Below are 23,676 nucleotides of genomic sequence, written 5' to 3'. Positions count from 1 at the left end.
AGCCATTTGATGGTGCATCGCAGCAGGACGGTATAATCGCAGGTTTGCCGTGGCTTTTATCCGAATATGACACACCCTGCTCTGCCTGCTGTTGTCCTGCTGCACAGTTCCCTCAGTTCCCGCAACCAGTGGTCCGCCCTGATGGCAGCCCATGCGGAGCAGTATCGCTTCATCGCGATTGACATGTTGTGGTATGGAAAATCTGCTTTCCCCACGGAAGCTGCCGAGGCAGGCTATACGCTGGCGCATGAAGCCGATGCAGTGGCTGCGGCCCTGGCTTCCCATCTGGACGCGGGCGAGCCATTCCATCTGGTTGGCCATTCCTACGGCGGCGCCACTGCGCTGCGCCTGGCGCGCCAGCTGCGCGGGCGCGTGCTGTCGCTGACGCTGTTCGAGCCAGTTGCCTTCCATCTGCTGCAGCGCGACGACGCGGCACGCAGGGAGATCGAAGCCTTCGCAGCTTCCATCGCCGCTGCGGACGCGGAAGCCGACGCTACCCGCATCTTCATCGATTACTGGAATCGTCCAGGCGTATTTGATGCGCTGCCGGATAACCAGCGCCAGCGCTTCATGTCGCAGATCGCCAAGGTAAAACTGGACTTCGTCGCCCTGCTGGGCGAGCCGGCCACGCTGGCCGATGCCTCCGAGCTCGACGTGCCAGCGCTGGTGATGGCGGGCCGCAAAGGTCCATCGTCGACCCGCCGCGTTGCCGAGCAACTGGCTGCTGCACTGCCAAATGGCTCCTTCCTTGAAACGGCAGGCGGCCATATGGCGCCGATCACCGATGCGGAAGCGGTCAACGAGGCCATTATTGGCTTCCTGAGTGCTTGTACCGCGGACCAGATTGCCGGATAATCAGGCCATTACAAAATCACATCGGGGCAGGACATGAGCGACACGCGATACAACCAGCAGTTAGCCATCCAGGTCGATAAGGGCATCGAGCTGCACGCCATGCGCGGCGCAGCGAACGCATGGATCTATATGCAGACCATGCAAGTGCCGCGCAATGTGATCCTGCGCGTGCTGGCCTACCCCGACCAGCGCCGCAATCCGCGCGAGCTGCCGCACTAAGCTCCGCTCACTTCCAATATGGCGGCACATTGGCCGCCACCCGCTGCACTTCATTTGCCGTCAACGGCGGCTTCCTGAATGCGGCCCAGCTTTCGCGGGGACGTAAATTATCTCCCGCCGCTGCATCCGATCTGTACAAGATGTGCTCCGCCCCAACCTGCCGCAGCCGGGCTGAGTAGAAGTTTTTTCATTGACGGGCTCTTCTAGCGCGGCATGGCCCAGTGCACCGCCATTTCCCGTACCGCTTTCAATACGGTCTGTTTGCTGGCGTCTGGACGTTTGCCGCTGCGCCAGGCCACCATCGCTTCCCACTCCCAGCGCGGCAGATCGGTGATATTCAGCTTCACCAGGCTGCCCTCGCGCAGCTGCCTGGCCGCCGCCATCTCGGGCATAAAGGTCAGGAAGCCATGCTCCAGCGCCAGCTCGATTGCGGCACTGGATGGCGTGATGGCGTGAATCGGATCGGGCACCGAACGCCAGGTGCGGATCATGGCGATCAGCTCGCGGCATTCATCGCCCCAGAACTGCGGCGCCAGGCGGGCGTTCGCCACGTCCGCCAATGTAAGCAGCGCGCGCCGGGCCAGCGGATGGCCGCGCTTTACCACGCCCACAATGGACGACAGGCTCACGCGCTCCATCTGAATGCCCGCGATGGCCGGACACTTCAGCACAAAGCCCAGTTGCGCGCGGTCCGTGAGCAGCATGTCCATGATGACGGGCGAGTGATCGGAGGTGCAGCGGATTTCCATCGGTGCGTCGGCCAGCGCCAGCAGAATCGGACCAAAGAACAGCGGCGCCAGCGAAGGCACACAAGCCAGCGTGATCTGCGGCAGGGCCGGTGCGCCCTGCACCGCGCGCTGGCCCTCTTCGATGGCGGACAAAGCCTGGCGCGCGGCAGGCAGAAAAGTCATGCAGGCCGGCGTCGGCGTCGCACCACGGCGATGACGCTTGAACAACTGCACGCCAAGCTGCTCCTCCAGTGCGCCGACCCGCTGGCTCACCTGCGGCTGCGACCAGCGGCGCTGGGCTGCGGCCTGACTGAAGCTTCCGCGGTCCACGATATCAAGCAGCAGCTGCAAATCATCGAGATTCAGAGCCATAACAAACTCCAATATGAAATATCAGTAGTTGACGGCTTCTATTATGGCTCTAAAGAAACTAACATCAAAGCTAGTGCATATATCGGGAGCCGCATCGTGGTCGGGTCGAACAGGGCGAGAAAGCTGGGCAAGCGTTTCATCATGCTGGACAGCGCGCTGGTGGTGGCCGGATTCAATGTTGTCTTTCCGATCATCGGCCTGCACTTTGTCGATCAACTGGGATGGGCTGCCGCGTCGGTGGGTCTGGCGCTGGGCGTACGCCAGGTGTCGCAGCAAGGCCTGGCGCTGTTCGGCGGTTCGCTGACCGACCGATTTGGCGGCAAACCGCTGATCGTACTGGGCATGCTGCTGCGCGCGTCCGGCTTCGCGCTGATGGGTTTTGCCGCCACGCCGCTCCAGCTGATGGTGTCCCTCATTCTGTCCGGCCTGGGCGGCAGCCTGTTCGACCCGGCGCGCGGCGCGCTGGTGGTGAAGCTGGTGCGGCCGGCGGAGCGTCCCCGTTTCTATTCGCGCATGCTGATGCAGGAAACTGCCGCCGCCGTGCTGGGCGCCCTGCTTGGCACCTTCCTGCTCGATTTCGATTTCCGCTGGACGGCGATGGCCGGCTGCTTCCTGTTCCTGCTGGCAGCGCTGGCCAATGCCCTGCTGCTGCCGTCCTACCGCACGTCCACGCCCGGTACCGGTGCGCTGGCCGCGATGCGCATGCCTTTGCGCGATAAGCCCTTCCTCATTCTCGTACTCACCCTGAGCGGCTACTATGTCTTGCAGACGCAATTGATGCTGGCCGTGCCCGTGCTGCTGATGCAGCTTTCCGGCTCGGCGAAGTCGGTGGCCTGGATGTACGGCATGGAGGCCGTGATGGCGGTAACGCTGCTGTATCCCATGGCACGCCTGGCGGAACGCCACTTCGGACTGGAGTCGCGCCTGATGACGGGTGTCGGTGTGATGGCAATCAGCATCGGCACGCTGTCGCTCGCGCGCGGCACCTTGGGCGTGTTCGCGGGAGTGGCTGTGTTCTATCTTGGCGGCCTGTTTGCCGATCCCGCCCGCGAGGCCCTGGTGGCCCGCTATGCACAAGCCAGGGCACGCGCCAGCTATATCGGTTTGAGCCGCTTCGGTTTGGCGCTGGGCGGTTTGTTCGGCTACACCACTACCGGCTATCTGATGGACCGCGCGCGCGCCATCGGCATGCCTGCGTTGCCCTGGCTGGTGCTGTCGTCCATTGGCATGGCGACCGTGCTCGCGCTGGTCTGGCAATTCACGCCGCGCGCGAAACTCAGACTGGAGAAAATGGTGTCGTAATCGGTGCCATCGCCGGGTGGCGCTGGCTCTGACCAGACCACGCTCAGCAGCCATGCACCACAGGGGGGCACCGCAAATGCGACGCGTCCATTCTGGTCGGTCCGCTGCTCAGCGACCGGCTCCGCATCGTGCGCGAGGTAAGTCAGCTTCACCAGCCCGCCTTCCAGCGGCATACCTCGATACAGCACGCGCACTGGCACCACCGCCGTCGCTCCGGCCGGATCGCGTTCCGGTACGATTTCCAGCGGCAGCCCATAAACGCGCGTCGCCGCCCCACCGTCCGTTCCGCCGGTCTCCGCAACGACCGCGCCGCCGCTCAGTGCCGCCTCCGTTGGGCCGGACGTGGCGGCGTCCGTGCTTGCTGCGCCGCGCCTTGCATCGCCCACGCTGATCAGCGCCTTGGCCACGCGGCTGTAGCGCTCCGCGCCGTCCTCGCCATTCAGCTTGTTGCGCTCGCGATGCGTGATCACGTCCTGCAAACCTTCGGTGTACAGGTATGCATTGAAGCGAGCCACAGGAACGAAGCTCTGTGCCTTGTCGTCCGTTTGCAGCAGCAGCACGTGCGTGCCTGCCGCAGCCAGGCGCAGGCCGGCCTGCACCGGCTGCGTGTCGCCATCCGGCGCGACCGCGGTGAAGCGAATGATCCGCCGCGCAGGGATAGGGGAACGTTGACGGTCCTCGCCATGCCCTACTTCAAGTGACAGCGAAACAGCCTCGCCTGCGCGCAAGTGATAGCTTGCCGGCTGAATCCAGAAATCATGCGCTGGCGCCGCGGCGGGCAGCAGCGCCATGCACAGCGCAGCCGCGTACTTACTTGCCACGATAACCTTCCGGTGTCGCGGGCGGCGCGACAAAGGGGAACACCGTGTTGGAATGCTGCACTTCATCGCGATGAACGCCATCGTCGATGCCCGTATTCCGGCCTGCAGCGAGCAGCGAGCGATAGACGTTCACCGCGTCGTAATCCAGCGCCCGGCCGCCGCAATCGTCACGGTAGCGGACATCGCCAGCAGCAGCCATTTCCACACCAAACAGTTGCGTGCAACTGCCGGAAGTGCTGTTCACCCAAAGACGGTCATCCGCCAGCAGCTCCGCCATGCGCCGGTAGCGATGCTCGGGAGGCGCCTTGGCGTCGATCATCAGCTGATTGCCGCACTTGCCGTCATAGCCATCGTACAGCGCCAGCGATTTCTCAATTTCCGGCACAAACTGGGCCGAAGTAGAGGGCGTAGCCTCGTTGTAAGCGATCTTCATCTGGTCGCTGACCTCGTCCGCCTCCAGTGGCGCCAGCAGTGCATTACCGGTCAGCGGACGCCCCATGCGGTCGATACGTGTGCCTTTGATCGAGGTTTCCGCCCACACCGCCAACAACGGTCCGCCCTTCGCCACACTGGCCACATCAACCGAGAGCACAATTGTCGCAGGCGTCCAGTCCTTCAGGAAGTTGGTGCCCGGCCCGCCATCGGTGCTGCGCCAGCGCTTCAGAAATTCGGTTGTCTGTTTGGCGCTGAACAGCGGACAGCCAGCGTCGTCACGCTGCACACCGCCTTTGATCGCTGCAGCCGCGTAATTGAATGCATCGCGCGAGCCTTTCACATTATTGAAGAAGGGGTCGTCGCGCAGGCCTGCGAACAACTGCATCTTGTGGATGCCTTTGCATTGCATGGTTCCATTGAGGCGGCAGGCGATATCCACCGTCGCCGTCGTCGCGCCAACGTGCTTGGCGCTGTCGATGTGGAAGACGTAATCGGCATCCTTCGAAAAACTATGGCCGACGATCGCCATCACCAGATTGAGCTGCCGCGCATCCGGCGACATCCACGCATAGATATCGCCAATGTCCATGCGCGGATCGGCGATAACCTTGGGCGAATCAAGATGATCCGATGCCTGCGCCAACGCCGTCAGCGCCAGCAGCGCTCCTGCAAAGACCCGCTTCAAGGCCGGCTCCCATGCAGCCGCTGCTGCGCATTGCGTAGTTCGCTCTGCGCCCGGTCTTCGGACAAGCCGATCGATTGGGTCAGATAGTCGTGCGCTTCCTCGCTCGTCCAGTTGAAGGAGCGGAGGCCAGTATCCAGTACAACGCGGGCCGCGCTTAGCAGCTCGCCTTGCAGGCGTCGAACTTCCAGCTGTGCCGCGGTGTGCTGCTTTGCCGGGTCAGGCGCGCCGTTGACCTGCGCGCGTGCGATAGATGCCGCCGTTCCGTACAGCGCCCAGGTCAGCATCGCGAGAATGAGTATGCGTAGTGTTTTCATGACTTCGATTCTAGAAAGCGTTGCGCATACAATCCATTACCTCGGAGGTTATATAAGGTTATGCCGAAACCTTCGTTCACTTTCCCCTCAGTGGCAACGTAGACTGGGGACTCCAGAATCTTCAGGAGTCCAACAATGAGCTATCCCGCGCTGCACGAATACCTGGATCGCCTGGCATCGGGCGCTTCTCCATCCAGCAGCCTGAGTGTCGATGATGACGGCGAAGTCCATGGGCGCATCTTCAATTGCCGCCTGGGCAGCGTGTTTCATCCCGTGCGCGAGCTGGCGACTGGCGAAGTGGTCGGCTATGCAGGACGTGTGCGTGGCGTCGCGGCGGAAGATGTGGATCTGCCGCTGTGGAAGTTCCTCGATGGCGCGGCAAGCGACAATGAGTCCGTGGAACTGGACCGGTTGTGCCGCATGCTCCACGCGATCAACTTCTTCCGTCGTCCGGATGCGGGGCAGCACACGCTTTACCTGAATGTGCACGATCGCTTGCTGAGTGCCGTGAGCAGCAACCATGGCATGGCGTTCCGCCGTATTCTTGACGCCTTGGGCTTGCCGGTCGAACAGGTCGTGCTGCAACTGCCGGCCGTGAATGCGCGGCAGAACTGGATGCTCAACTACGTTGCGGACAATTACCGCCGCAACGGCTTCCGCATTGCCGTGAAGGTTGGTACGCCATCGCAGCTGCCGTCCATCCTGGGCCACGCCAGCACCGACGCAGTCAGGATCAACACCTTGCGCGGCGTCTCGCCGGCCGACCTGACGCAATCCCTCGCCAAAGCGGCAGCGCTGAACGTCAACATCCTGGTCAAACAAGCCGATGCTACCGGCGCCCTCCTCCACGCCGCCGGCCGCACTGGCGCCTGCGTGCTGGTCCAGGAGCACACCGGCCGCCCCGGCCTGCCCCGGCCTTCACGTAACATCGCGCAGTCCCAACGCGCAGCCTGATACTGCCTCTGCGGACCTACCACGCCCCGCCAGACGATTCGCTGAAGCTCTGTGCGAGGAATTCGGTGAAGGCGCGGACGCGGGGAGAGCGGGCCTGGCGTTCGGCGGAGACGGCGTAGATGTCGGCGTCGGGTGTGGCGTAGTCTTCCAGCAGAATGCGCAGGCGGCCGGTTTTGACGTATTTGGCAATGTCCCACTCGGCGCGCAGCATCAGGCCGTGGCCATCGAGCACCCAGTTCATGCAGACTTCACCGTCATTGCTGCTCAGCGTTCCGCGTACCTTGACCGTTTCGGACAGCTTCCCGCGCGTGAAGCGCCACGAACCATAGGCCGCGTCGTTCTGGCGCAAGACGATGCAGTTGTGCTGCACCAGGTCGTGCGGCACATTCGGCACGCCATGCTTTTTCAGATAGGACGGCGCCGCGCACACCAGACGCCGATTGCTGGCGATCTTGCGCGCTACCACGCGTGCGTCGGGCAGTTCGCCGAAGCGGATACCGACGTCGAAGTTTTCGTCCACCAGGCTGAGTGGATGGTCGCTCAGCTGCAGCTGCACTTCCACGTCCGGATACTTGCGCACGAAGCGCGACACCAGCGGCGTCACATAAGTGCGCCCAAAGCCCAACGGCGCATTCACCCGTAGCAGCCCCTTTGGCGCAGCGCGATTCTGCGAAATCTGCCGCTCCATATCCTCCAGCTCACTCAGCAGCCGGATCGCATTCGCGTGCAACAGCTCCCCCTCGTCGGTCAGTGTCATACGGCGCGTGGTACGCAACACCAGCGGTACGCCCAGTTCGGCCTCCAGCTTGGTCAGCCGTTTACTGATCGAAGCAGGCGTCACGCCCAGCTCCCTCGCAGCAGCGGAAAGGCTGCCCTGCTTGACGATTTCCCGGAAAAAGCTCAGCTCAGGCGAGTGGATCATCTTTAACTCCAGGTAAAAAGCAGATTGAATTTCACGTGATTTCAGCAAATTGTACGCGGAATACACTGCGCATCATTGAACACCACCCAAGGAGACTCAAGATGCGTACCCACAAAATCGCCGCCATTCCCGCCGACGGCATCGGCACCGAAGTGATCGCCGCCGGGCTGGAAGTGCTGAACGCCCTGGCACAGCACGACGGCGGCTTCCGCCTGAACGTCGAACACTTCCCATGGAGCTCGGATTACTACCTGGAGCACGGCCACTACATCCCTGAAGGCGGCCTGGAAAAGCTGAAAACCTTCGACGCCATCTTCTTCGGCGCGGTCGGCAGCCAGGAAGTGCCGGACCACGTATCGCTGTGGGGCCTGCGCCTGCCCATCGCGCAAGGCTTCGACCAATACGCCAACGTGCGCCCAGCCCGTGTGCTGCCCGGTGTGAAAAGCCCGCTGAAAAACGGCGAGGACATCGACTGGGTCATCGTGCGTGAAAACTCCGAGGGCGAATACGCGGGCAACGGCGGCCGCACCCACAAAGGTCTGCCGATCGAAACCGCCACCGAAACGGCAGTGTTCACCCGCGCCGGTGTCGAGCGCATCCACCGCTTCGCCTTCGAACTGGCGCGCAAGCGTCCGGCCAAGCATCTGACCCTGGTCACCAAGTCCAACGCCCAGCGCTTCGGCATGGTGATGTGGGACGAGATCTTCTACGAAGTGGCCAAGGATTACCCGGACGTGAAGACCAACCGCGAACTGGTTGACGCCGTCACCACCACCATGGTGCTGAAGCCCAAAGCACTGGACGTGATCGTCGCCACCAATCTGCATGCCGACATTCTGTCCGATCTGGCAGCAGCGCTGTCGGGCAGTCTGGGCATCGGTCCCACCGCAAATCTGAATCCTGAACGCGACTTCCCATCGATGTTCGAGCCGATCCACGGTTCCGCTTTCGACATCACCGGCAAAGGCATCGCCAATCCGATCGCCACGTTCTGGACCGCCGCCATGATGCTGGAACACCTGGGCGAATTCTCCGCAGCCCAGCGCCTGATGGAAGCCATCGAATACGTCACGGCCAGTGGCGTGCATACGCCAGACCTGGGCGGCAAGGCCACCACGGCTGATGTCACGGCAGCCGTGTGCGATTACCTGGCCCGCGCCATTCCCGTCGCAGCCTGATTAAAACCTGCCCTGAAGCCGGCGCCAAGACCGGCCATCGCACTACATCATTCAAGGAGACACATCATGCGCAAGCTGAAGAAACTACTCGGCATGCTTTATGTCCAGGTGCTACTCGCCGTCGCGGCGGGCATTGCGCTTGGTGCGTTGTATCCAACATTCGCCGTTGACCTGAAACCGTTTGGAGACGGTTTCGTCAAACTGATCAAGATGGTGTTTGCCCCGGTGATCTTCGCGACCATCGTTGTCGGCATCGCCAAGCTGGAAAACATGAAAGAACTGGGACGCGTCGGTCTGCGCGCCCTGATCTACTTCGAAGTGCTGTCCACCTTCGCGCTGGGCATTGGCCTGCTGGTGGTGAATCTGGTTGGCCCCGGCGTTGGCATGAACGTCGATCCGCACACGCTGGATACCAAGGCCATTGGCACTTACACCTCCCAGGTCAAGCACGACACGTTCGCCGGCTTCATCCTGCAGCTGATCCCGTCCAGCATTGTAGAGGCGCTGGCCAAGAACGATATCCTGCAAATCCTGGTATTCGCCGTCATGCTTGGCGTCGCGCTGGCACGCATGGGCAAGAAGGCGGAGATCGTGATCAATGTATTCGAGTCCTTCTCGACCGCGATGTTCTCCATCGTGCGCATGGTGATGCGCGTTGCGCCATTGGCCGCCTTTGGCGCCATGGCTTTCACCGTCGGCAAATACGGCTTCGGCTCCATCGTTTCGCTGGCCAAGCTGATGTCGACCATGTACCTGACCTGCTTCCTGTTCGTGTTCATTGTGCTGGGCAGCATCGCGCGCTATTCCGGCTTCAGCCTGTGGAAGTTCCTGAAGTACCTGCGCGAAGAGATTTTCACTGTGCTGGGCACCAGCTCGTCCGAATCGGTTGTGCCGCAGATGATGAGCAAGCTGGAACGCGTGGGCTGCTCCAAGTCCGTGGTTGGCCTGGTCGTCCCTTCCGGCCTGACCTTCAATCCGGACGGACAGTGCATCTACTACACCATGGCAGCCATCTTCATCGCCCAGGCCACCAATACGCCGCTGACGCTGATGGACCAGGTGGTGGTGCTGGGTGTGCTGATGCTGACTTCCAAAGGCTCGGCTGGCGTCACCGGTTCCGGCTTCATTACGCTGGCTGCGACGCTGGCCTCGCTCGGCAAGATCCCGGTTGAGGGCATGGTGCTGCTGCTCGGCGTGGACCGCTTCATGTCCGAAGCACGCGCCATCACCAATACCATCGGCAACGCGGTTGGTACAATGGCCATTGCCAAATGGGTTGGCGCGATTGATATGCAGCGCGCAAACGCGATTCTGGATGGGTCGGCACAGCCGGTGCAGGTTGAAGAACCTGCCCCCGAGCTGGTCCCGCCTCCTGCTGTCGCTGCTGCCGCCTGACCGGAGCACTTCATGCAAAACACCGATGCACGCGCCCTGCTGCGCACCATGTTCGACGCCGCCGTCAGCGCTGCGCAGCCGGCCGTTTGCCTTCCGCGTCATCTGCCCGCTGCGCCAAAGGGACGTACCATCGTCATCGGTGCGGGCAAGGCAGCTGCCACCATGGCCCGCGCGCTGGAGGACAACTGGAAAGGCCCGCTGCAAGGCCTCATCGTCACGCGCTACGGCTACGCTGTACCTTGCGAACGCATCGAAGTGCTGGAGGCTGCCCACCCGGTGCCCGACGCGGCGGGCAGCGCAGCAGCGGCGCGCATCATGAACATCGTATCGGGACTGACGGAAGATGATCTGGTGATCTGCCTGATCTCAGGCGGCGGTTCTTCTCTTCTGACGATGCCGCCGAATGGCGTGACGCTGGAGGACAAGCAGGCCCTGAACAAGGCCCTGCTGGCCAGTGGTGCATCGATATCGGAAATGAACTGCATCCGCCGCCATGCCTCGGCAATCAAAGGCGGGCGGCTTGCTGCGGCCTGTCATCCGGCCCGCGTCCACACGCTGCTGATTTCGGACGTGCCGGGCGATGATCCCATGGACATCGCCTCCGGCCCAACGGTCGCCGATCCGACCACCTGCGCCGACGCGCTGTCCATCGCCACGCGCTACAACATCGCCCTGCCCGCCAGCATTGAACGCCAGCTGCGCAGCGGCGAATGCGAATCCATCAAGCCCGGCGATCCACGCCTGGCACGCGCCGAAACGCATATGATCGCCACGCCGCGCATGGCGCTGGAAGCCGCCGCTTCGGTTGCACGCCACGCAGGATGGCCTGTCCATATTCTCGGCGATGCGATTGAAGGCGAGGCGCGCGACGTCGGCAAAGTCATGTCCGGCATGGTGCGCTATGTTGCGCAGCATGGACAGCCATTCAGCAAACCCTGCATTCTGCTGTCCGGCGGCGAAACGACGGTGACCGTGCGCGGCAAGGGTCGCGGTGGCCGCAATGTCGAATTCCTGCTGTCGCTTGCCATCGCGCTGGACGGCCTGCCCGGTGTCCACGCCATCGCCTGCGACACCGATGGCGTCGACGGCCAGGACGAAATTGCCGGTGCCTTTATCGGGCCGGACACGCTCAGCCGCGCCTGGGCTGCGGGACTGCCACCAAAAGACAGTCTGGCCAACAACGATGCACACAGCTTCTTCGAGCACCTGAGCGACTCCGTCATCACCGGCCCGACGCTCACCAACGTCAACGACTTCCGCGCAATCCTGATTGCCGATTAGCGGTCGATCCGCGTCGTCATCATAATCGACGTCGTGGTGCGCTCGACGCCATCGAGTGCACCGATACGGTCGATCACCGCATCCAGCTCCTCGACCGACTCTGCCTCCACGCCTGCAATGAAATCATAGATGCCGTTCACCGAATGCAGCGTGCGAACGGGCGGCAGGCGGCGCAGCGCGCTCTCGATGGTTGGCGTCAACTTGGGCGCAGCGGTAATCATGACCAGCGCTCGCACCAGCCCCGCACGATAGTCGGCGCTGGTGCGAACCGTGTAGCCGATCACCACACCGCTCTTCTCCAGACGCTCGATTCGGCTCTGCACCGTGGTGCGCGACAAGTCCAGCCGGCGCGCCAGTTCCGTGGTCGATGCACGCGCATTCTCACGCAGGAGGTTCAGCAACTGCTGATCGATTTCGTTCATTTGCCGTCATTTTCGTCAATTTGACCAATCATACTCTACAGTTCGTCGTTCTGATTAATGCAATTTGCCGACACCCGCCGCACAATGAATCTCACTACAAGGAGAATTCAATGCGGGACGCGATCATTATCGGCGGTGGACATAACGGCTTGGTGTGCGCACATTACCTGGCCAAAGCGGGCCTGAAAGTAACGGTGCTGGAGCGGCGCGGCGTGGTCGGCGGCGCAGCCGTGACCGAGGAATTCCATCCCGGCTTCCGCAATTCGGTGGCGGCGTACACGGTGTCCCTGCTCAATCCAAAGGTGATCCGCGACATGGAGCTGCCGAAGCACGGGCTGCGGGTCGTGGAGCGTCCGCTGTCCAATTTTTTGCCGCTGAACGACAGCCAGTATCTGAAGATCGGCAACGGTAAGACAAAGGAAGAAGTGGCCAGGTTCTCGCAGCGCGATGCCGAGCGGCTGGAAGCGTACGCGGGCCAGCTCGATGTGGCAGCGGACCTGCTGCGCGACCTCGTCCTGCAAACGCCGCCGAATATGGTGCAGGGCAGCTGGATGAGCGCTCTGCCCGAATTGATCAAGGCCGGTACGCTCGGCAACCGCATGCGCAAGCTGCCCCTGTCCATGCAGCGCGAGCTGCTGGACCTGTTCACCAAGTCTGCCGGCGATTATCTGGACAGCTGGTTCGAGAGCGCGCCAATCAAGGCGGCGTATGGCTTCGACAGCATCGTCGGCAATTACGCCAGCCCCTACACACCCGGCTCGGCCTATGTGCTGCTGCATCACGTGTTTGGCGAAGTCAATGGCAAGAAAGGCGCATGGGGACACGCCATCGGTGGCATGGGCGCGATCACACAGGCCATGTCGCAGTCGGCGCAGTCGCGCGGCGTGGAAGTGCGCACCGATTGCGCCGTGCAGGAAGTGCTGCTGACGCGCGGCCGCGCAACGGGCGTTGTCACAGCCGCAGGCGAAAAGCTGGAAGCGCGTGTGGTGATCTCCAATCTCAATCCGCGCCTGCTGTACACCAAACTGGTGGACTCGGCCGTCCTGCCTGCGGACTTCCTGCGCCGCATGCAAAGCTGGCGCTGCGGGTCCGGCACCTTCCGCATGAACGTGGCGCTGTCCGAGCTGCCGGATTTCAGCTGCCTGCCTGGCAAGCAGATGGCCGAGCACCACGGCAGCGGCATCATCATCGCACCAAGCCTGGGCTATATGGAGCGCGCTTATCACGACGCACGGGCCGAAGGATGGTCGCGCAAGCCGATCATTGAAGTGCTGATTCCGTCCACGCTTGATCCAACGCTGGCGCCGCAAGGGCAGCACGTGGCGAGCCTGTTCTGCCAGCACGTAGCGCCACAACTGCCTGACGGTTCGAGCTGGGACGATCACCGCGATACCGTCGCAGACCTGATGATCGAGACAGTCAACGAATACGCCCCGAACTTCAAGCGCGCCGTGCTGGGACGGCAAATCATGAGCCCCCTCGACCTTGAGCGCACCTTCGGTCTGATTGGCGGCGACATCTTCCATGGCGCGCTCGGCCTCGACCAGCTGTTCTCCGCGCGCCCGATGCTGGGCTATGCGGATTATCGCGGTCCTATTCCCGGCCTTTACACCTGCGGCGCAGGCAATCATCCCGGCGGCGGCGTCACCGGCGCACCGGGCCATAACGCGGCGCGTGAAATCCTGCGCGACTTCCGATAGAAGCGTGCGACAATACGACAGAGATTCTTGCAATATAGGAAAAGCCACACAATAATTGCATCATTTCTTTCGGATCGCTAACGCTCATGTCCATGTCCTCGTTTATGGCTACCCGCAGCGTAGGGGCGAAGATAGCCATGTTCACCTGTGCCCTGGTGGGTGCGGTGCTTGCCTTGCTTATCACGATCATCAACTGGAATACCGCCTCAATGCTGGAGTCGCGATCACGCGACCAGGTGGCATCCGACTTGAATGGCGTGGTTCACACAGTAGAAATGTTCAACACGGCGACAAGCAACGAGGCCGCCAGTTTCGCTCACCTGTTCGCCACAACACTGCCGGGCGCGTTCACCCTGGACACGGCCAATCCCACCGAAGTTGCAGGCAAGAGCGTTCCCACCCTGAGCGTGGGCGGCAAAGCACTGAACATGGACTTCACGGTCCCGGATACCTTCACCACACAAACAGGCGCCGTCGCCACAGTCTTCGCAGCCAATGGCGAAGACTTCGTGCGTGTGACCACATCGCTGAAAAAGGAAAACGGCGAGCGTGCCATCGGCACCCAGCTCGATCACGCCCATCCTAGCTACGCGCTGCTGCGTGAGGGGCGCTCTTACACGGGCATCGCCACCTTGTTCGGCAAACCCTACATCACGAAGTACGATCCTGTGAAGGATGCTTCGGGCAAGATCGTCGGGGTGCTGTTTATCGGCGTGGACATCAGCAAAGATCTGGAGGCTTTGAAAGCCCAGATCAAAACCATTCGCATCGGCGATACAGGCTATGTCTATGTGCTGAATGCCGCGGAAGGCAAAGATCAGGGCGTGCTGCTGATCCATCCTGAGAAGGAAGGCACCTCACTGCTCGATACCAAGGACACCAACGGCAAGCTCTTTGTGCGCGAAATGCTGGCGCAAAAGAACGGCGAGATCCGCTACTACTGGGCCAGCGGCTCGAACGCCCCACGCGAAAAGCTGGTGGTCTATCGCTATGTTCCGGACTGGAAGTGGATGGTCGCAGGCGGCACGTATATTCACGAGATCACGAAGGACGCTGCCAGCGCGCGCAATCGCTATATCGTGATGGGCGTGATTGCCTTGTTCGTCTTCGCGGGCGCCCTGCTCCTGCTGACACGCGCACTGGTAGCGCGTCCGCTGGCGCAGGCACGCCATGCTGCGGGACGCATCGCGGATGGCGACCTGACCGTGCAGATCGATGTGCGAAACCAGGATGAAATCGCACGCCTGCAGTCGGCCATGAACACGATCAGCGAAAAGCTGTCCGGCGTGGTGGGACGGGTGCGCCATGGCGCGGATCAGATTGCGACGTCCTCGGCGGAGATCGCGAGCGGTAATCAGGATCTGTCGGCCCGCACCGAGCAGCAAGCCTCCAGTCTTGAGGAAACAGCCGCCTCGATGGAAGAACTGACCGCGACCGTCAAGCAGAATGCGGACAATGCGCGCCAGGCGAATCAGCTCGCGCAGCAGGCTTCCAATGTCGCATCCGATGCCGGCTCCGTTGTGGGACAGGTGGTGCAGACCATGGGCGCGATCAGCGAGGCCTCACGCCGCATTGGCGACATTATTACCGTCATCGACGGCATCGCTTTCCAGACCAATATCCTGGCTTTGAACGCAGCGGTAGAAGCGGCGCGTGCCGGCGAACAGGGCCGCGGTTTTGCCGTGGTGGCGTCCGAAGTGCGCAACCTCGCACAGCGCAGCGCCGCAGCGGCGCACGAAATCAAGGATTTGATCGGCAACGCACTGGGCGAAGTGGAGAACGGCAGCAAGCTGGTTGAAAAAGCCGGAGAAACCATGGACGGCGTGGTCGCCAGCGTGCATCGCGTGGCCGATATCATGGGCGAGATCACTTCTGCCAGTGAGGAACAGCGCGCGGGCATTGGCCAGATCAACCAGGCCATCGTACAGATGGATGGCGTGACGCAGCAGAATTCCGCGCTAGTGGAGCAATTGGCGGCAGCAGCGTCCGCGATGCAGGATCAGGCGGCCGAACTGGCACGCGAAGTACGCGTGTTCCAGGTCAGCCGCGAAACGAAACTACTCGGCGCTTAACGCAGCCTGCAAACCGCCGGACCGGTCCAGCGCCGCCAAGTCATCGTAGCCGCCGACGTGGCGCTCACCGATGAAGATCTGCGGCACGGTGCGGCGCCCGGTGCGCTGCATCAGCGCCATGCGCGTCTCGTTGTCGCCGTCGACGTTGATCTCATTGAACGCCGCGCCGCGCATGTGCAAAAGCTGCTTCGCACGCACGCAATAGGCGCAGCTGGTACTGCTATAGATGGTGATGGGTTTCATAAAACCTCCAGGTTCTGTATGAAACCCAGTTTAGCTGCCAGATGCAAGACAATGAATGATCGGAAAACTCACCGGCTTGCCCGATCGTCTCAATTGCTAGCGCAGCACGTCGAGTTTTACTTTCTGACCGTTGCGGTAGGTCGACACCGTCATCGCGGCCTTCAGCGTGTCACCTGACGGATCGAACTGAATCAAGCCTGTCAGACCTTCATACTTCGTCTGCTTCAAGGCTGGCAGGTACTTCGCGGGATCAGAGGAACCGGCTTTCTGCATGGCCGCTGCAATCACCATCACGGCATCGTAAGCATACGGAGCGTAAGTCTGGATGTCGCTATGGTACCTGGACTTGAAGCGGGTGATGAAGTCATCGACGATCTTCTGGTGCGCCGCATCGATGCCGCCTGCGTCAGCGCAGAACACTTCACCGTCGCGCATGCCGTTGCCGGCCAGGCCGGGCAAGGAGTCCGAGCACACGCCATCGCCGCCCATGAATTTGATGTCCATGCCGAGCGTTTTCATCTGGCGCAGCAGGCCGCCCGCTACCGAGTCCATGCCGCCGAAGAAAATCAGGTCCGGCTTTTTGCCCTTGATCGCGGTGAGGATGGAAGTGAAGTCGGTCGCCCGCGCGTTGGTGAACTGGCGGTCCACGATCTTCTTGCCGGAACGCGCCTGTGCAGTCTTGATGAATTCATCGGCGATGCCCTGGCCGTATGCCGTGCGGTCATCGATCACCGCGATGTTGCGCGCCTTCAGATTATCCGCAGCGTAGCGGCCAAGCATGGAGCCGAGCATATTGTCGTTCGCGACGACGCGGAAGGCACCGGGGAAGCCCTGCTTCGTATAACCCGGCGTGGTGGCGGACGGCGTAATCTGAGGGATGCCTGCCTGGTTGTAGATGCGGGAGGCAGGCACCGTGGTGCCGGAGTTGGAGTGGCCGACGACCGCGGCCACGTGCGCGTCCACCAGCTTTTGCGCCACTGCCGTGCCCTGCTTCGGGTCCGCGGCATCATCCTCGCTCTGCATCTTGAAAACGACCTTTCTGCCATTGATCTTCGTCGCGCGCGCGTTCAGATCATCGATCGCCATCGCCACGCCGTTCTCCATGGCCTTACCCAGATGCGCTATTTCGCCGGACAGGGGACCAGCCACACCGATCGTGATCACTTCCTGAGCTTGCACAGAACCAGCAACCAGGCCTGCCACCAACAGCAGCTGCTTTTGCATGAGGGACTCCGCAGAATATAGAAGGCCTCACGATACTGTCAAAACCGGCATATGACAAGGCAAAGGGGAAACGGAACGCCCACACTATCAGGGGAAAATCGATAGCACCTGGAGAAAGCTGGCTTCCGGTTGGGCTTCAAGTTCGAGCAACTCTCCGGTCGCCGGATGAGCGAAAGCGATGCCCGTGGCGGCGAGCATCAGACGGCCGTAACCAAAGCGTTCGGCGAAGTAGCGGTTGTGGCGTCCGCGACCATGATAGGCGTCGCCGATGATGGGATGGCTGATGTGCTTCATGTGGCGGCGCAGCTGGTGACGGCGGCCAGTTTCAGGATAAAGCTCCACGAGGCTGTATCGGCTGCTGGCATAGCCTTCGATGGCGACCGGGATTTCCGTTGTGGCCACACGGCGGTACCGAGTCAGCGCTTCGCGAACCTGTCCTTCCGCGTCGCCACCAAACGGATCTTCGTCCCGCAGCGGATGATCAATGACGCCCTGCTCCGGAATCCATCCGCGCACCATCGCCAGATAGCGTTTGCGCACTTCGCCTGCCATGAATGCCTTGCCAAGCACGCTCGCCGTTTCCGAATCGCGTGCAAATACCAGCAATCCTGACGTTGGCCGGTCCAGACGGTGCACAGCATAAACGTACTCGCCGCCATTCATCTCGCGTGCATACTGCAGTGCGAATTCGGTTTCGTGCGGGTCGATCGGACTGCGGTGCACCAGCAAGCCGGCAGGCTTGTGCACCACCAGCAGCCACTGGTCGCGGTATATTTCGGTAAGCGGATTATTCATTGCGGCTCAAAGTATAGGCGAAACATGGCAGTTGACCTGGAAATGTTGAAAAGATGGCTCAGCGGATGGTGCCTCGCGCGCGGACTTCCGCTGCCGCAGGAGTCTGGCGGTGGTCTGGTCGTCGAAGTCGGCGCGCCGGACCAGCTGCGGCGCCATGTCTTCGTCGATGCGGGCGCGGATCTTCAGGCTTGCGCCAGCCAGATCAGGCAGCCGCATATCTTTCTGAAGGCAGCTGTGGATGCAGCCACCTTGCGCGCGGCGCTACCCGCGCAATGGCATATCGACCAGCCCCGCTTCTTCATGCGTGCGGAGTCCCCATTCGGAGGCGCGCAGGCACTGCCGCCCGGCTACGCTTTCAGGAAAGCGCGCGAGCATGCCGCTCACGTCGTCATTGTGGAAGACACGCACGGTGAGCGCGCAGCCATAGGCCGCGTCGTGCTGCACGAAGGCTGCGCAATATTCGATCGCATCGAAACGCACGAATCCCATCGCCGCAAAGGGCTGGGCACAGCGGTCATGTACGCATTGGATGATATGGCGCGCGAGGCAGAAGCGACGGAGCGCCTGCTCGTCGCAACCGCGCAGGGACAAGCTTTATACACCAGCATAGGCTGGCAAACCTTATCGCCTTATTCGACGGCCTTCCTGCCTGACGAGCAAATGCTCACCATCCAGCAACTCACCCGCGCGCCGCAGTGGCGGTTTACTTGACGCTTTTCGGATCGATGCAATAAGGCCGTTCGCGGTATTCGAAGTAATCAAAGTCCGCATGCAGCGCGGCGCCGGACATATCCTGACAGGCCATGCCGACGAAAGCGCCGGTAAAGTTGGGCATGCCCGGTGCGTTGGCCTCGTCGGAGAGAATACTGGCGTCGAACATTTGCGGCAGCCATTGCCAGTCGCCGTTGTCCACGCGATAGCCGAAGTAGAGGCGTTCCTCATCCACTTCCACACGCAGCTGCACCGGCACGCCGGACGGCACCGGAATAGGCGCGGTAAAGGTGTCGGTCTGCACGTGGTTCGGCAAGCTGCTCATCACGCGCAGGTGCTTGCCTAGCACCTCATCGTGCGTGATATACAGGTAGTGGAACTTGGCCGCACCGTAGTAGCAAACCAGACCCGCCTGCTGTTGATAGTGCTCCGGCTCGAACTCGACCACGGTGGACGCGCTGTAGCAATGCGCTTGCTGGCGGCGCGCGACCAGCGCTTGCCGGAACTGGCTGCCCATGGTTTCGCGTCCGAACAGACGAAGGTGGCCGGGCCGCGCAGTGAGGCTGAACAACTCTTCCGGCCACGGCGAGCGCAGCCACTGGAAGGCTGGCGGCAACTCGGACGAGTCRAATTCTTCGCGCATTGGCTGTTCAGCAAAGCGATGCTCGGGCAGTGCCGGCCCGGCCGGCTGCAATTCCGGCGCTCCCAGGCCGTCGGCGGTGCGCAGCCAGCCATCCTCGCCCCAGACCATGGGCTGAATGGCAGTCTCGCGGCCCAGCGTGCAGGTGCCGCGATTACGCAGCGGACGGCCGCACAGATACACGGCGTAGGTGTGTCCATCCTGCGTTTCGACCAGGTCGGCGTGTCCTGCCCGCTGCAGCTCGGCATCTGGACGATTGCGCGAGCTGAGGATTGTCGTATCGGGATGCAACTCGTACGGTCCATGCAGGTCGCGCGAGCGCGCCATGGTGACGCCGTGATTCCAGCCAGTGCCGCCTTCCGCGGTGAGCAGATAGTAGTAGCCCTCGCGCTTGTAGATGTGCGGCGCTTCGGTCAGCCCGTGCGCCGTGCCTTTGAAAATATTCTCGCGCTGGCCAATCAGACGGCGCTCCTGTACCGAATATTCCTGCATCACGATACCGGCGAAGCGATTGCTGCCCGGACGATGATCCCACAACTGGTTCACCAGATATTTGCGTCCATCGTCGTCATGGAACAGCGATGGATCGAAGCCGCTGCTGTTCAGGAAAATCGGATCGGACCATGGGCCTTCAATACTCGGACTCGTGACCAGGTAATTGTGAAAGTCGCGCAGCGACGCGCCACCGCTGGCCGCGCCGGTGGACGTGCGGCCATAGCGCTTGACGTCCGTGTAGATCAGCCAGAACAGACCGTCCGCATAAGTCAGACAAGGCGCCCATACGCCACAGGAGTCCGGCGCGCCCAGCATATTCAGCTGGCTGGGTCGATTCAACGGACGTGTGATCAAACGCCAGTTGACCAGATCGCGCGAGTGGTGAATCTGCACGCCCGGATACCATTCGAAGGTCGATGTGGCGATATAGTAGTCATCGCCCACGCGAACGATGGATGGATCGGGATTGAAGCCACGGAGGATGGGGTTCTGGATCATAGGGATTTCGGTTCGCGCACGAGAGTCCACAGCAGCACGGCGGCCAGCAGATCCAGTACGGCGAGGCTAACAAAGAATGGCGTGTAGCCGACGGTGGCCATCAGTCCACCGATCAGCAGGGAAAACAGCAGCAGGCCCAGATTGCCGAACGTGCCGCACATGCCCGCCACCGTGGCCACTTCATTGCGGCGGAACAGGTCGGACGCCATCGTGATGACGGTGACGGACAAGGTCTGGTGCGCGAAGCCGGCCAGGCAAAGCAAAGCGATCGCGGTGTAAGGACTTTCCACATAGCCGACGAAGGCCACGCCCATCATCATGCAGGCGCCAACCGTGAACGCGCCGCGCCGCGCATTAATCAGGCGCACGCCGCGCTTTTGCAGCGCCAGCGCCACGGTCGGCCCGAACAGGCAACCAAGGTCCGCGGCCAGGAAAGGCAGCCAGGCGAACATCGCGATCTGCGTCAGGTCGAAATGGCGCACGGTGGTCAGATACAGTGGCACCCAGAAGGCGAGCGTGCCCCAGGCAGGATCGGCCAGAAAACGTGGCAAGGCAATGCCCCAGAAATTACGCATCTTGAGGATGCTGAGAATCGATGGGCGTGTGCCGTCGCCTTGCAGGTGCTGCTCCTGCCCTTGTGCGATGTACTGTGCCTCTTCGTCAGACAGGCGCTTGTGGCGCGAAGGCGCTTCGTAGATCAGCAGCCAGGCCATGACCCACACCAGTCCCAGTGCGCCAGTGATCACGAAAGCTGCCTGCCAGTTGTAATGCAGGATGGCCCACACCACCAGCGGCGGCGCAAGCATCGAGCCGAACGAGGCGCCCACATTGAAGATGCCGCCCGCGAGGCCGCGCTCCTTGGACGGGAACCATTCGGATACCGCCTTCATCCCCGCCGGATTCGCGCATCCCTCGGCCAAACCGAGCAGGCCGCGCAGCCCAGCCAGCGCTTGCCAATTGGTTGCCATGCCATGCGCCATGCAGATGACCGACCATGCCGCCGCGAAGATCGCGAAGCCGAATTTCAGGCCGATCACGTCGAGCACATAGCCAGCCAGCGGCTGCAGCATGATCGCGCCCTGGAAGGTGGCGGTGATGTACGAATATTCCTGGGCCGTGATGCCCAGTTCTTTCAGCAAAGTCGGCGCCGATACCGCCAGCGTGCTGCGTGTGAGATAGTTGATGATTGCGCCGAGCATGACCAGTCCGATCATCCACCAGCGTAGTCCTTTGATCTTAAAGCCAGCCATGATTGCGCAATCATTACTTCAGGGACTGCCACAATATCACAATATGATCACAGAATGGTTGCGCAATCTTTATGTAACAAACACGGTCTGATAGAGTGGCTAAGCGCTATCGCACCCGCCCCTCAACCAGCGACGCCATGAAAATAATAATCAAACCGCTCACCTGCCTGCTTCTCGCCTTTGCGCTTAGCGCTTCCGCCGCAAGCCCGTCACTCAAAATCATTACCATCCACGGTGCACCCTGGGGCTTCATTGGAAGTGACGGCCAGCCTACCGGCATGATGTATGAGATCAGCAACCGCATTGCCGAAGTAGCGGGTTTCAGCTATACCAACGCCCTCGTGCCCTACGCCAGAACGGCACTGGACATAGAAAACGGCAACGCGGATTTCGTCCTCCGCTTCAGCAACGACCAGATCGCACGCAGCGCAGTACCGGTGGCGACAATCGTGACCATGCCGATCATCGCAGTCGGCCCCAAAGGAACGCAGTTCCGGACGATAGAAGCCCTACATGGAAAGACTGTCGGTGTCGTACGCACCAGTAAATATGTCGCCTCGTTTGACGCGGACTCGGCTATTTTGAAGTACGCCGTCAACGACTACCCGACCATGGCGAAAATGATTTCCATGCGCAGGCTGGATGCTGGCGTGGGCTCCAGCGCCGGTTTCTACTACGGAGCCTACATGGCAGGCATCAGCCCGGAGCAGTTCGGACCGCCACTCGTATTAGGCAGCAATGACTTCATCCTCTTCTACTCAAAGAAGAACGCAACACCCGAAACAATTAAGGCCTTGCGAAAGGCCGCGGACAAATTGACTACAAGTGGCGAAATCAAACAAATCGTCAACAAATACACGGCCCCTCACAGACCGTAGGCGCCATGTCAATTTGACATTGGACGATGTGGAATTCAAGACTCCGCGCCTATCTTTCTGCCCCGAAAACGAAAATACCGCCCCGCAAGCGCAAAGCCCAAACCTTCCCGACTGAACGATTACTGCTTCACCCGCCACATGAACCTTTTGTGTGTGACCAGGTATTCACGGTCAAACTGACAACATTGGRGGGACCATGCCTGTCTCGAATTTCCTGAAGATCGCAGCTTGTGTGCTGTTTCCAGTAGTGCTGGCCGCCTGTGGCGGCGGTTCTGAATCGTCCCAGCAAGCGGCTGCGCCCATGCGGCTCGCTGCAGTGCAGGCAACTGCGCAAGTGGCAGCAGAAGATTATTTCCCGATAGTGCAGCAGCTGTATATCGCGTATTTCGGACGGGCTGCCGATCCTGTCGGACGGAATAATTTTGCGGCACAGCTACTTCAGTTAAATGCTCCCACTGATATTCAGCAGATGACTGACGCGTACAATAACGATGGCCGCATCCGGGCGCTGGTCGATAGTTTTGGCACCAGTGACGAGTCGAAAGCACTGTTTGGTGCCGGCGATAATGCCGCCTTTGTGACGGTTATTTTCCAGAACGTGCTGGGCAGAACGCCAGACCCCGCCTCCTCCGGCTTTTTGTTCTGGGAGAATGCTCTGAATGGCGGCGGCTTGAACCGGTCCGATGCCTCCATGTCGATCATGGCCGGGGCCTTGGCTAACACCACGCCTCAGGGATTGATTGATGGAAAATTGGTGAATAACCGCGTGGCGGTCGCCTCCGCGTTCACCGCGGCGCTAGACACGGATATCAAGATCAATGCCTATAGCGGTGCGGCAGCGGCCGCGTTGGTACGTTCCATGCTTGCTTCGGTGGATGCCAATACCGATGTCGCCTCGTTTTCAACCAACATCTCAAACGCGGTCAACACCTTGGTCGCTAATGCACCGCCGCCTGCGCCAACCTTCCAGACCGTACGAGCGATTATCAATCAGCGCTGTTTGACCTGCCACTCAGGAGGCGGTGCGCAGGCCGGCATTCGCCTGGACTTGGATTCGGTAGTGCACAGCCAGGCAGCCATGATCTATCAGCAGGTTGTAGTGACCCGCTTCATGCCGTTGGGAAATGCAACTGGCATGACCGACGATGAACGCGACATCATCAAGAACTGGTATCTCGCTGGCGCCCAGTGACGTCAACCTTTGACCTATAGCTTCGCATGACCAAGCGATGTCCGCTACGAAAGGCAGCAAGGTATTAACTTGGAGGAGCCGCCGGGATCGTAGGT

Annotated in this window: 22 protein-coding genes and 1 pseudogene; 12 read left to right on the top strand and 11 right to left on the bottom strand. The window is 61.2% G+C overall.

Annotation, left to right across the window (positions count from 1 at the left end; translation table 11 throughout):
* Positions 1-66 precede the first annotated feature (66 nt).
* Both AB4Z19_RS16050 and AB4Z19_RS16045 read left to right on the top strand, forming a co-directional pair.
* Positions 67-855, top strand: coding sequence for an alpha/beta fold hydrolase (locus tag AB4Z19_RS16050; RefSeq protein ID WP_442026422.1), 789 nt, complete (start codon positions 67-69; stop codon positions 853-855).
* Positions 856-888: 33 nt separating this feature from the next.
* Positions 889-1,074, top strand: coding sequence for a hypothetical protein (locus tag AB4Z19_RS16045; protein WP_442026421.1), 186 nt, complete (start codon positions 889-891; stop codon positions 1,072-1,074).
* A 203-nt stretch (positions 1,075-1,277) separates the two neighbouring features.
* On the opposite strand, the gene AB4Z19_RS16040 is transcribed toward AB4Z19_RS16045, so the two are convergent.
* Positions 1,278-2,174 carry a LysR family transcriptional regulator gene (locus tag AB4Z19_RS16040; protein WP_442026420.1) on the bottom strand — a complete coding sequence of 299 codons (897 nt, stop codon included), beginning with the start codon at positions 2,172-2,174 and terminating at the stop codon, positions 1,278-1,280.
* Positions 2,175-2,270: 96 nt separating this feature from the next.
* Between AB4Z19_RS16040 and AB4Z19_RS16035 the strand changes: the two genes are divergently transcribed.
* The gene (locus AB4Z19_RS16035) at positions 2,271-3,476 is read left to right on the top strand and encodes an MFS transporter (RefSeq protein ID WP_442035596.1); all 1,206 of its coding nucleotides are present in this window, start codon (positions 2,271-2,273) and stop codon (positions 3,474-3,476) included.
* 41 nt (positions 3,477-3,517) lie between these two features.
* Here AB4Z19_RS16035 and AB4Z19_RS16030 read toward each other — a convergent pair.
* The 3 genes and pseudogenes from AB4Z19_RS16030 to AB4Z19_RS16020 form a co-directional block, all read right to left on the bottom strand.
* Positions 3,518-4,267 (bottom strand): annotated as a pseudogene (locus AB4Z19_RS16030) (DUF4198 domain-containing protein); the annotation flags it as partial.
* Between the two features lie 19 nt (positions 4,268-4,286).
* A complete protein-coding gene (locus AB4Z19_RS16025; protein ID WP_442025251.1) occupies positions 4,287-5,417 on the bottom strand; it encodes a DUF4331 family protein in 1,131 nt (376 codons plus the stop codon).
* Positions 5,414-5,731 (bottom strand): DUF885 family protein, encoded by a 318-nt coding sequence (locus tag AB4Z19_RS16020; RefSeq protein WP_442025252.1) that lies wholly within the window; start codon positions 5,729-5,731, stop codon positions 5,414-5,416. The genes AB4Z19_RS16025 and AB4Z19_RS16020 overlap by 4 nt, the downstream gene beginning before the upstream one ends.
* A gap of 135 nt (positions 5,732-5,866) precedes the next feature.
* On the opposite strand from AB4Z19_RS16020, the gene AB4Z19_RS16015 reads away from it, so the two are divergent.
* The gene (locus tag AB4Z19_RS16015) at positions 5,867-6,685 is read left to right on the top strand and encodes an EAL domain-containing protein (protein WP_442025253.1); all 819 of its coding nucleotides are present in this window, start codon (positions 5,867-5,869) and stop codon (positions 6,683-6,685) included.
* Positions 6,686-6,701: 16 nt separating this feature from the next.
* On the opposite strand, the gene AB4Z19_RS16010 is transcribed toward AB4Z19_RS16015, so the two are convergent.
* Entirely contained in the window at positions 6,702-7,607 is a 906-nt protein-coding gene (locus AB4Z19_RS16010; RefSeq protein WP_442025254.1) for a LysR family transcriptional regulator, read from the bottom strand.
* Between the two features lie 101 nt (positions 7,608-7,708).
* On the opposite strand from AB4Z19_RS16010, the gene AB4Z19_RS16005 reads away from it, so the two are divergent.
* The 3 genes from AB4Z19_RS16005 (at position 7,709) to AB4Z19_RS15995 (ending at position 11,461) form a co-directional block, all read left to right on the top strand.
* Positions 7,709-8,785 (top strand): tartrate dehydrogenase, encoded by a 1,077-nt coding sequence (locus AB4Z19_RS16005; protein ID WP_442025255.1) that lies wholly within the window; start codon positions 7,709-7,711, stop codon positions 8,783-8,785.
* Between the two features lie 66 nt (positions 8,786-8,851).
* Positions 8,852-10,180, top strand: coding sequence for a dicarboxylate/amino acid:cation symporter (locus tag AB4Z19_RS16000; RefSeq protein ID WP_442035595.1), 1,329 nt, complete (start codon positions 8,852-8,854; stop codon positions 10,178-10,180).
* Between the two features lie 12 nt (positions 10,181-10,192).
* Entirely contained in the window at positions 10,193-11,461 is a 1,269-nt protein-coding gene (locus tag AB4Z19_RS15995; RefSeq protein ID WP_442025257.1) for a glycerate kinase type-2 family protein, read from the top strand.
* Here AB4Z19_RS15995 and AB4Z19_RS15990 read toward each other — a convergent pair.
* Positions 11,458-11,883: an Lrp/AsnC family transcriptional regulator gene (locus tag AB4Z19_RS15990; protein WP_442025258.1), complete on the bottom strand. Its 426-nt coding sequence runs from the start codon at positions 11,881-11,883 to the stop codon at positions 11,458-11,460. The two genes, AB4Z19_RS15995 and AB4Z19_RS15990, sit on opposite strands and share 4 nt — an antisense overlap.
* Before the next feature lie 110 nt (positions 11,884-11,993).
* On the opposite strand from AB4Z19_RS15990, the gene AB4Z19_RS15985 reads away from it, so the two are divergent.
* Positions 11,994-13,583 carry a phytoene desaturase family protein gene (locus tag AB4Z19_RS15985; protein WP_442035594.1) on the top strand — a complete coding sequence of 530 codons (1,590 nt, stop codon included), beginning with the start codon at positions 11,994-11,996 and terminating at the stop codon, positions 13,581-13,583.
* A gap of 137 nt (positions 13,584-13,720) precedes the next feature.
* Positions 13,721-15,655: a methyl-accepting chemotaxis protein gene (locus AB4Z19_RS15980; protein ID WP_442035593.1), complete on the top strand. Its 1,935-nt coding sequence runs from the start codon at positions 13,721-13,723 to the stop codon at positions 15,653-15,655.
* Here the strand turns inward: AB4Z19_RS15980 and grxC are convergent.
* The 3 genes from grxC to AB4Z19_RS15965 form a co-directional block, all read right to left on the bottom strand.
* Positions 15,641-15,898, bottom strand: a complete 258-nt coding sequence (gene grxC, locus AB4Z19_RS15975) for a glutaredoxin 3 (RefSeq protein ID WP_442027793.1) — start codon at positions 15,896-15,898, stop codon at positions 15,641-15,643. The two genes, AB4Z19_RS15980 and grxC, sit on opposite strands and share 15 nt — an antisense overlap.
* A gap of 96 nt (positions 15,899-15,994) precedes the next feature.
* Positions 15,995-17,122: a branched-chain amino acid ABC transporter substrate-binding protein gene (locus AB4Z19_RS15970; RefSeq protein ID WP_442035592.1), complete on the bottom strand. Its 1,128-nt coding sequence runs from the start codon at positions 17,120-17,122 to the stop codon at positions 15,995-15,997.
* Positions 17,123-17,209: 87 nt separating this feature from the next.
* Positions 17,210-17,917, bottom strand: coding sequence for a pseudouridine synthase (locus tag AB4Z19_RS15965; protein ID WP_442027790.1), 708 nt, complete (start codon positions 17,915-17,917; stop codon positions 17,210-17,212).
* Between the two features lie 42 nt (positions 17,918-17,959).
* Here AB4Z19_RS15965 and AB4Z19_RS15960 point away from each other — a divergent pair, with 42 nt between their 5' ends.
* Positions 17,960-18,628: a GNAT family N-acetyltransferase gene (locus AB4Z19_RS15960; protein WP_442035591.1), complete on the top strand. Its 669-nt coding sequence runs from the start codon at positions 17,960-17,962 to the stop codon at positions 18,626-18,628.
* Here the strand turns inward: AB4Z19_RS15960 and AB4Z19_RS15955 are convergent.
* Positions 18,621-20,261, bottom strand: coding sequence for a glycoside hydrolase family 43 protein (locus tag AB4Z19_RS15955; protein ID WP_442035590.1), 1,641 nt, complete (start codon positions 20,259-20,261; stop codon positions 18,621-18,623). The genes AB4Z19_RS15960 and AB4Z19_RS15955 overlap by 8 nt on opposite strands.
* The gene (locus AB4Z19_RS15950) at positions 20,258-21,511 is read right to left on the bottom strand and encodes an MFS transporter (RefSeq protein WP_442028075.1); all 1,254 of its coding nucleotides are present in this window, start codon (positions 21,509-21,511) and stop codon (positions 20,258-20,260) included. Before AB4Z19_RS15950 ends, AB4Z19_RS15955 begins: the two co-directional genes overlap by 4 nt.
* Positions 21,512-21,648: 137 nt before the next feature.
* Here AB4Z19_RS15950 and AB4Z19_RS15945 point away from each other — a divergent pair, with 137 nt between their 5' ends.
* The gene (locus tag AB4Z19_RS15945; RefSeq protein ID WP_442028073.1) at positions 21,649-22,389 is read left to right on the top strand and encodes a substrate-binding periplasmic protein; all 741 of its coding nucleotides are present in this window, start codon (positions 21,649-21,651) and stop codon (positions 22,387-22,389) included.
* A 196-nt stretch (positions 22,390-22,585) separates the two neighbouring features.
* Entirely contained in the window at positions 22,586-23,581 is a 996-nt protein-coding gene (locus AB4Z19_RS15940) for a DUF4214 domain-containing protein (protein ID WP_442035589.1), read from the top strand.
* Positions 23,582-23,676 lie beyond the last annotated feature (95 nt).

Source organism: Pseudoduganella sp. RAF19, assembly GCF_052114165.1.
GTDB lineage: Bacteria > Pseudomonadota > Gammaproteobacteria > Burkholderiales > Burkholderiaceae_D > Rugamonas.
This window is presented reverse-complemented; position numbering and strand designations above follow the sequence as displayed.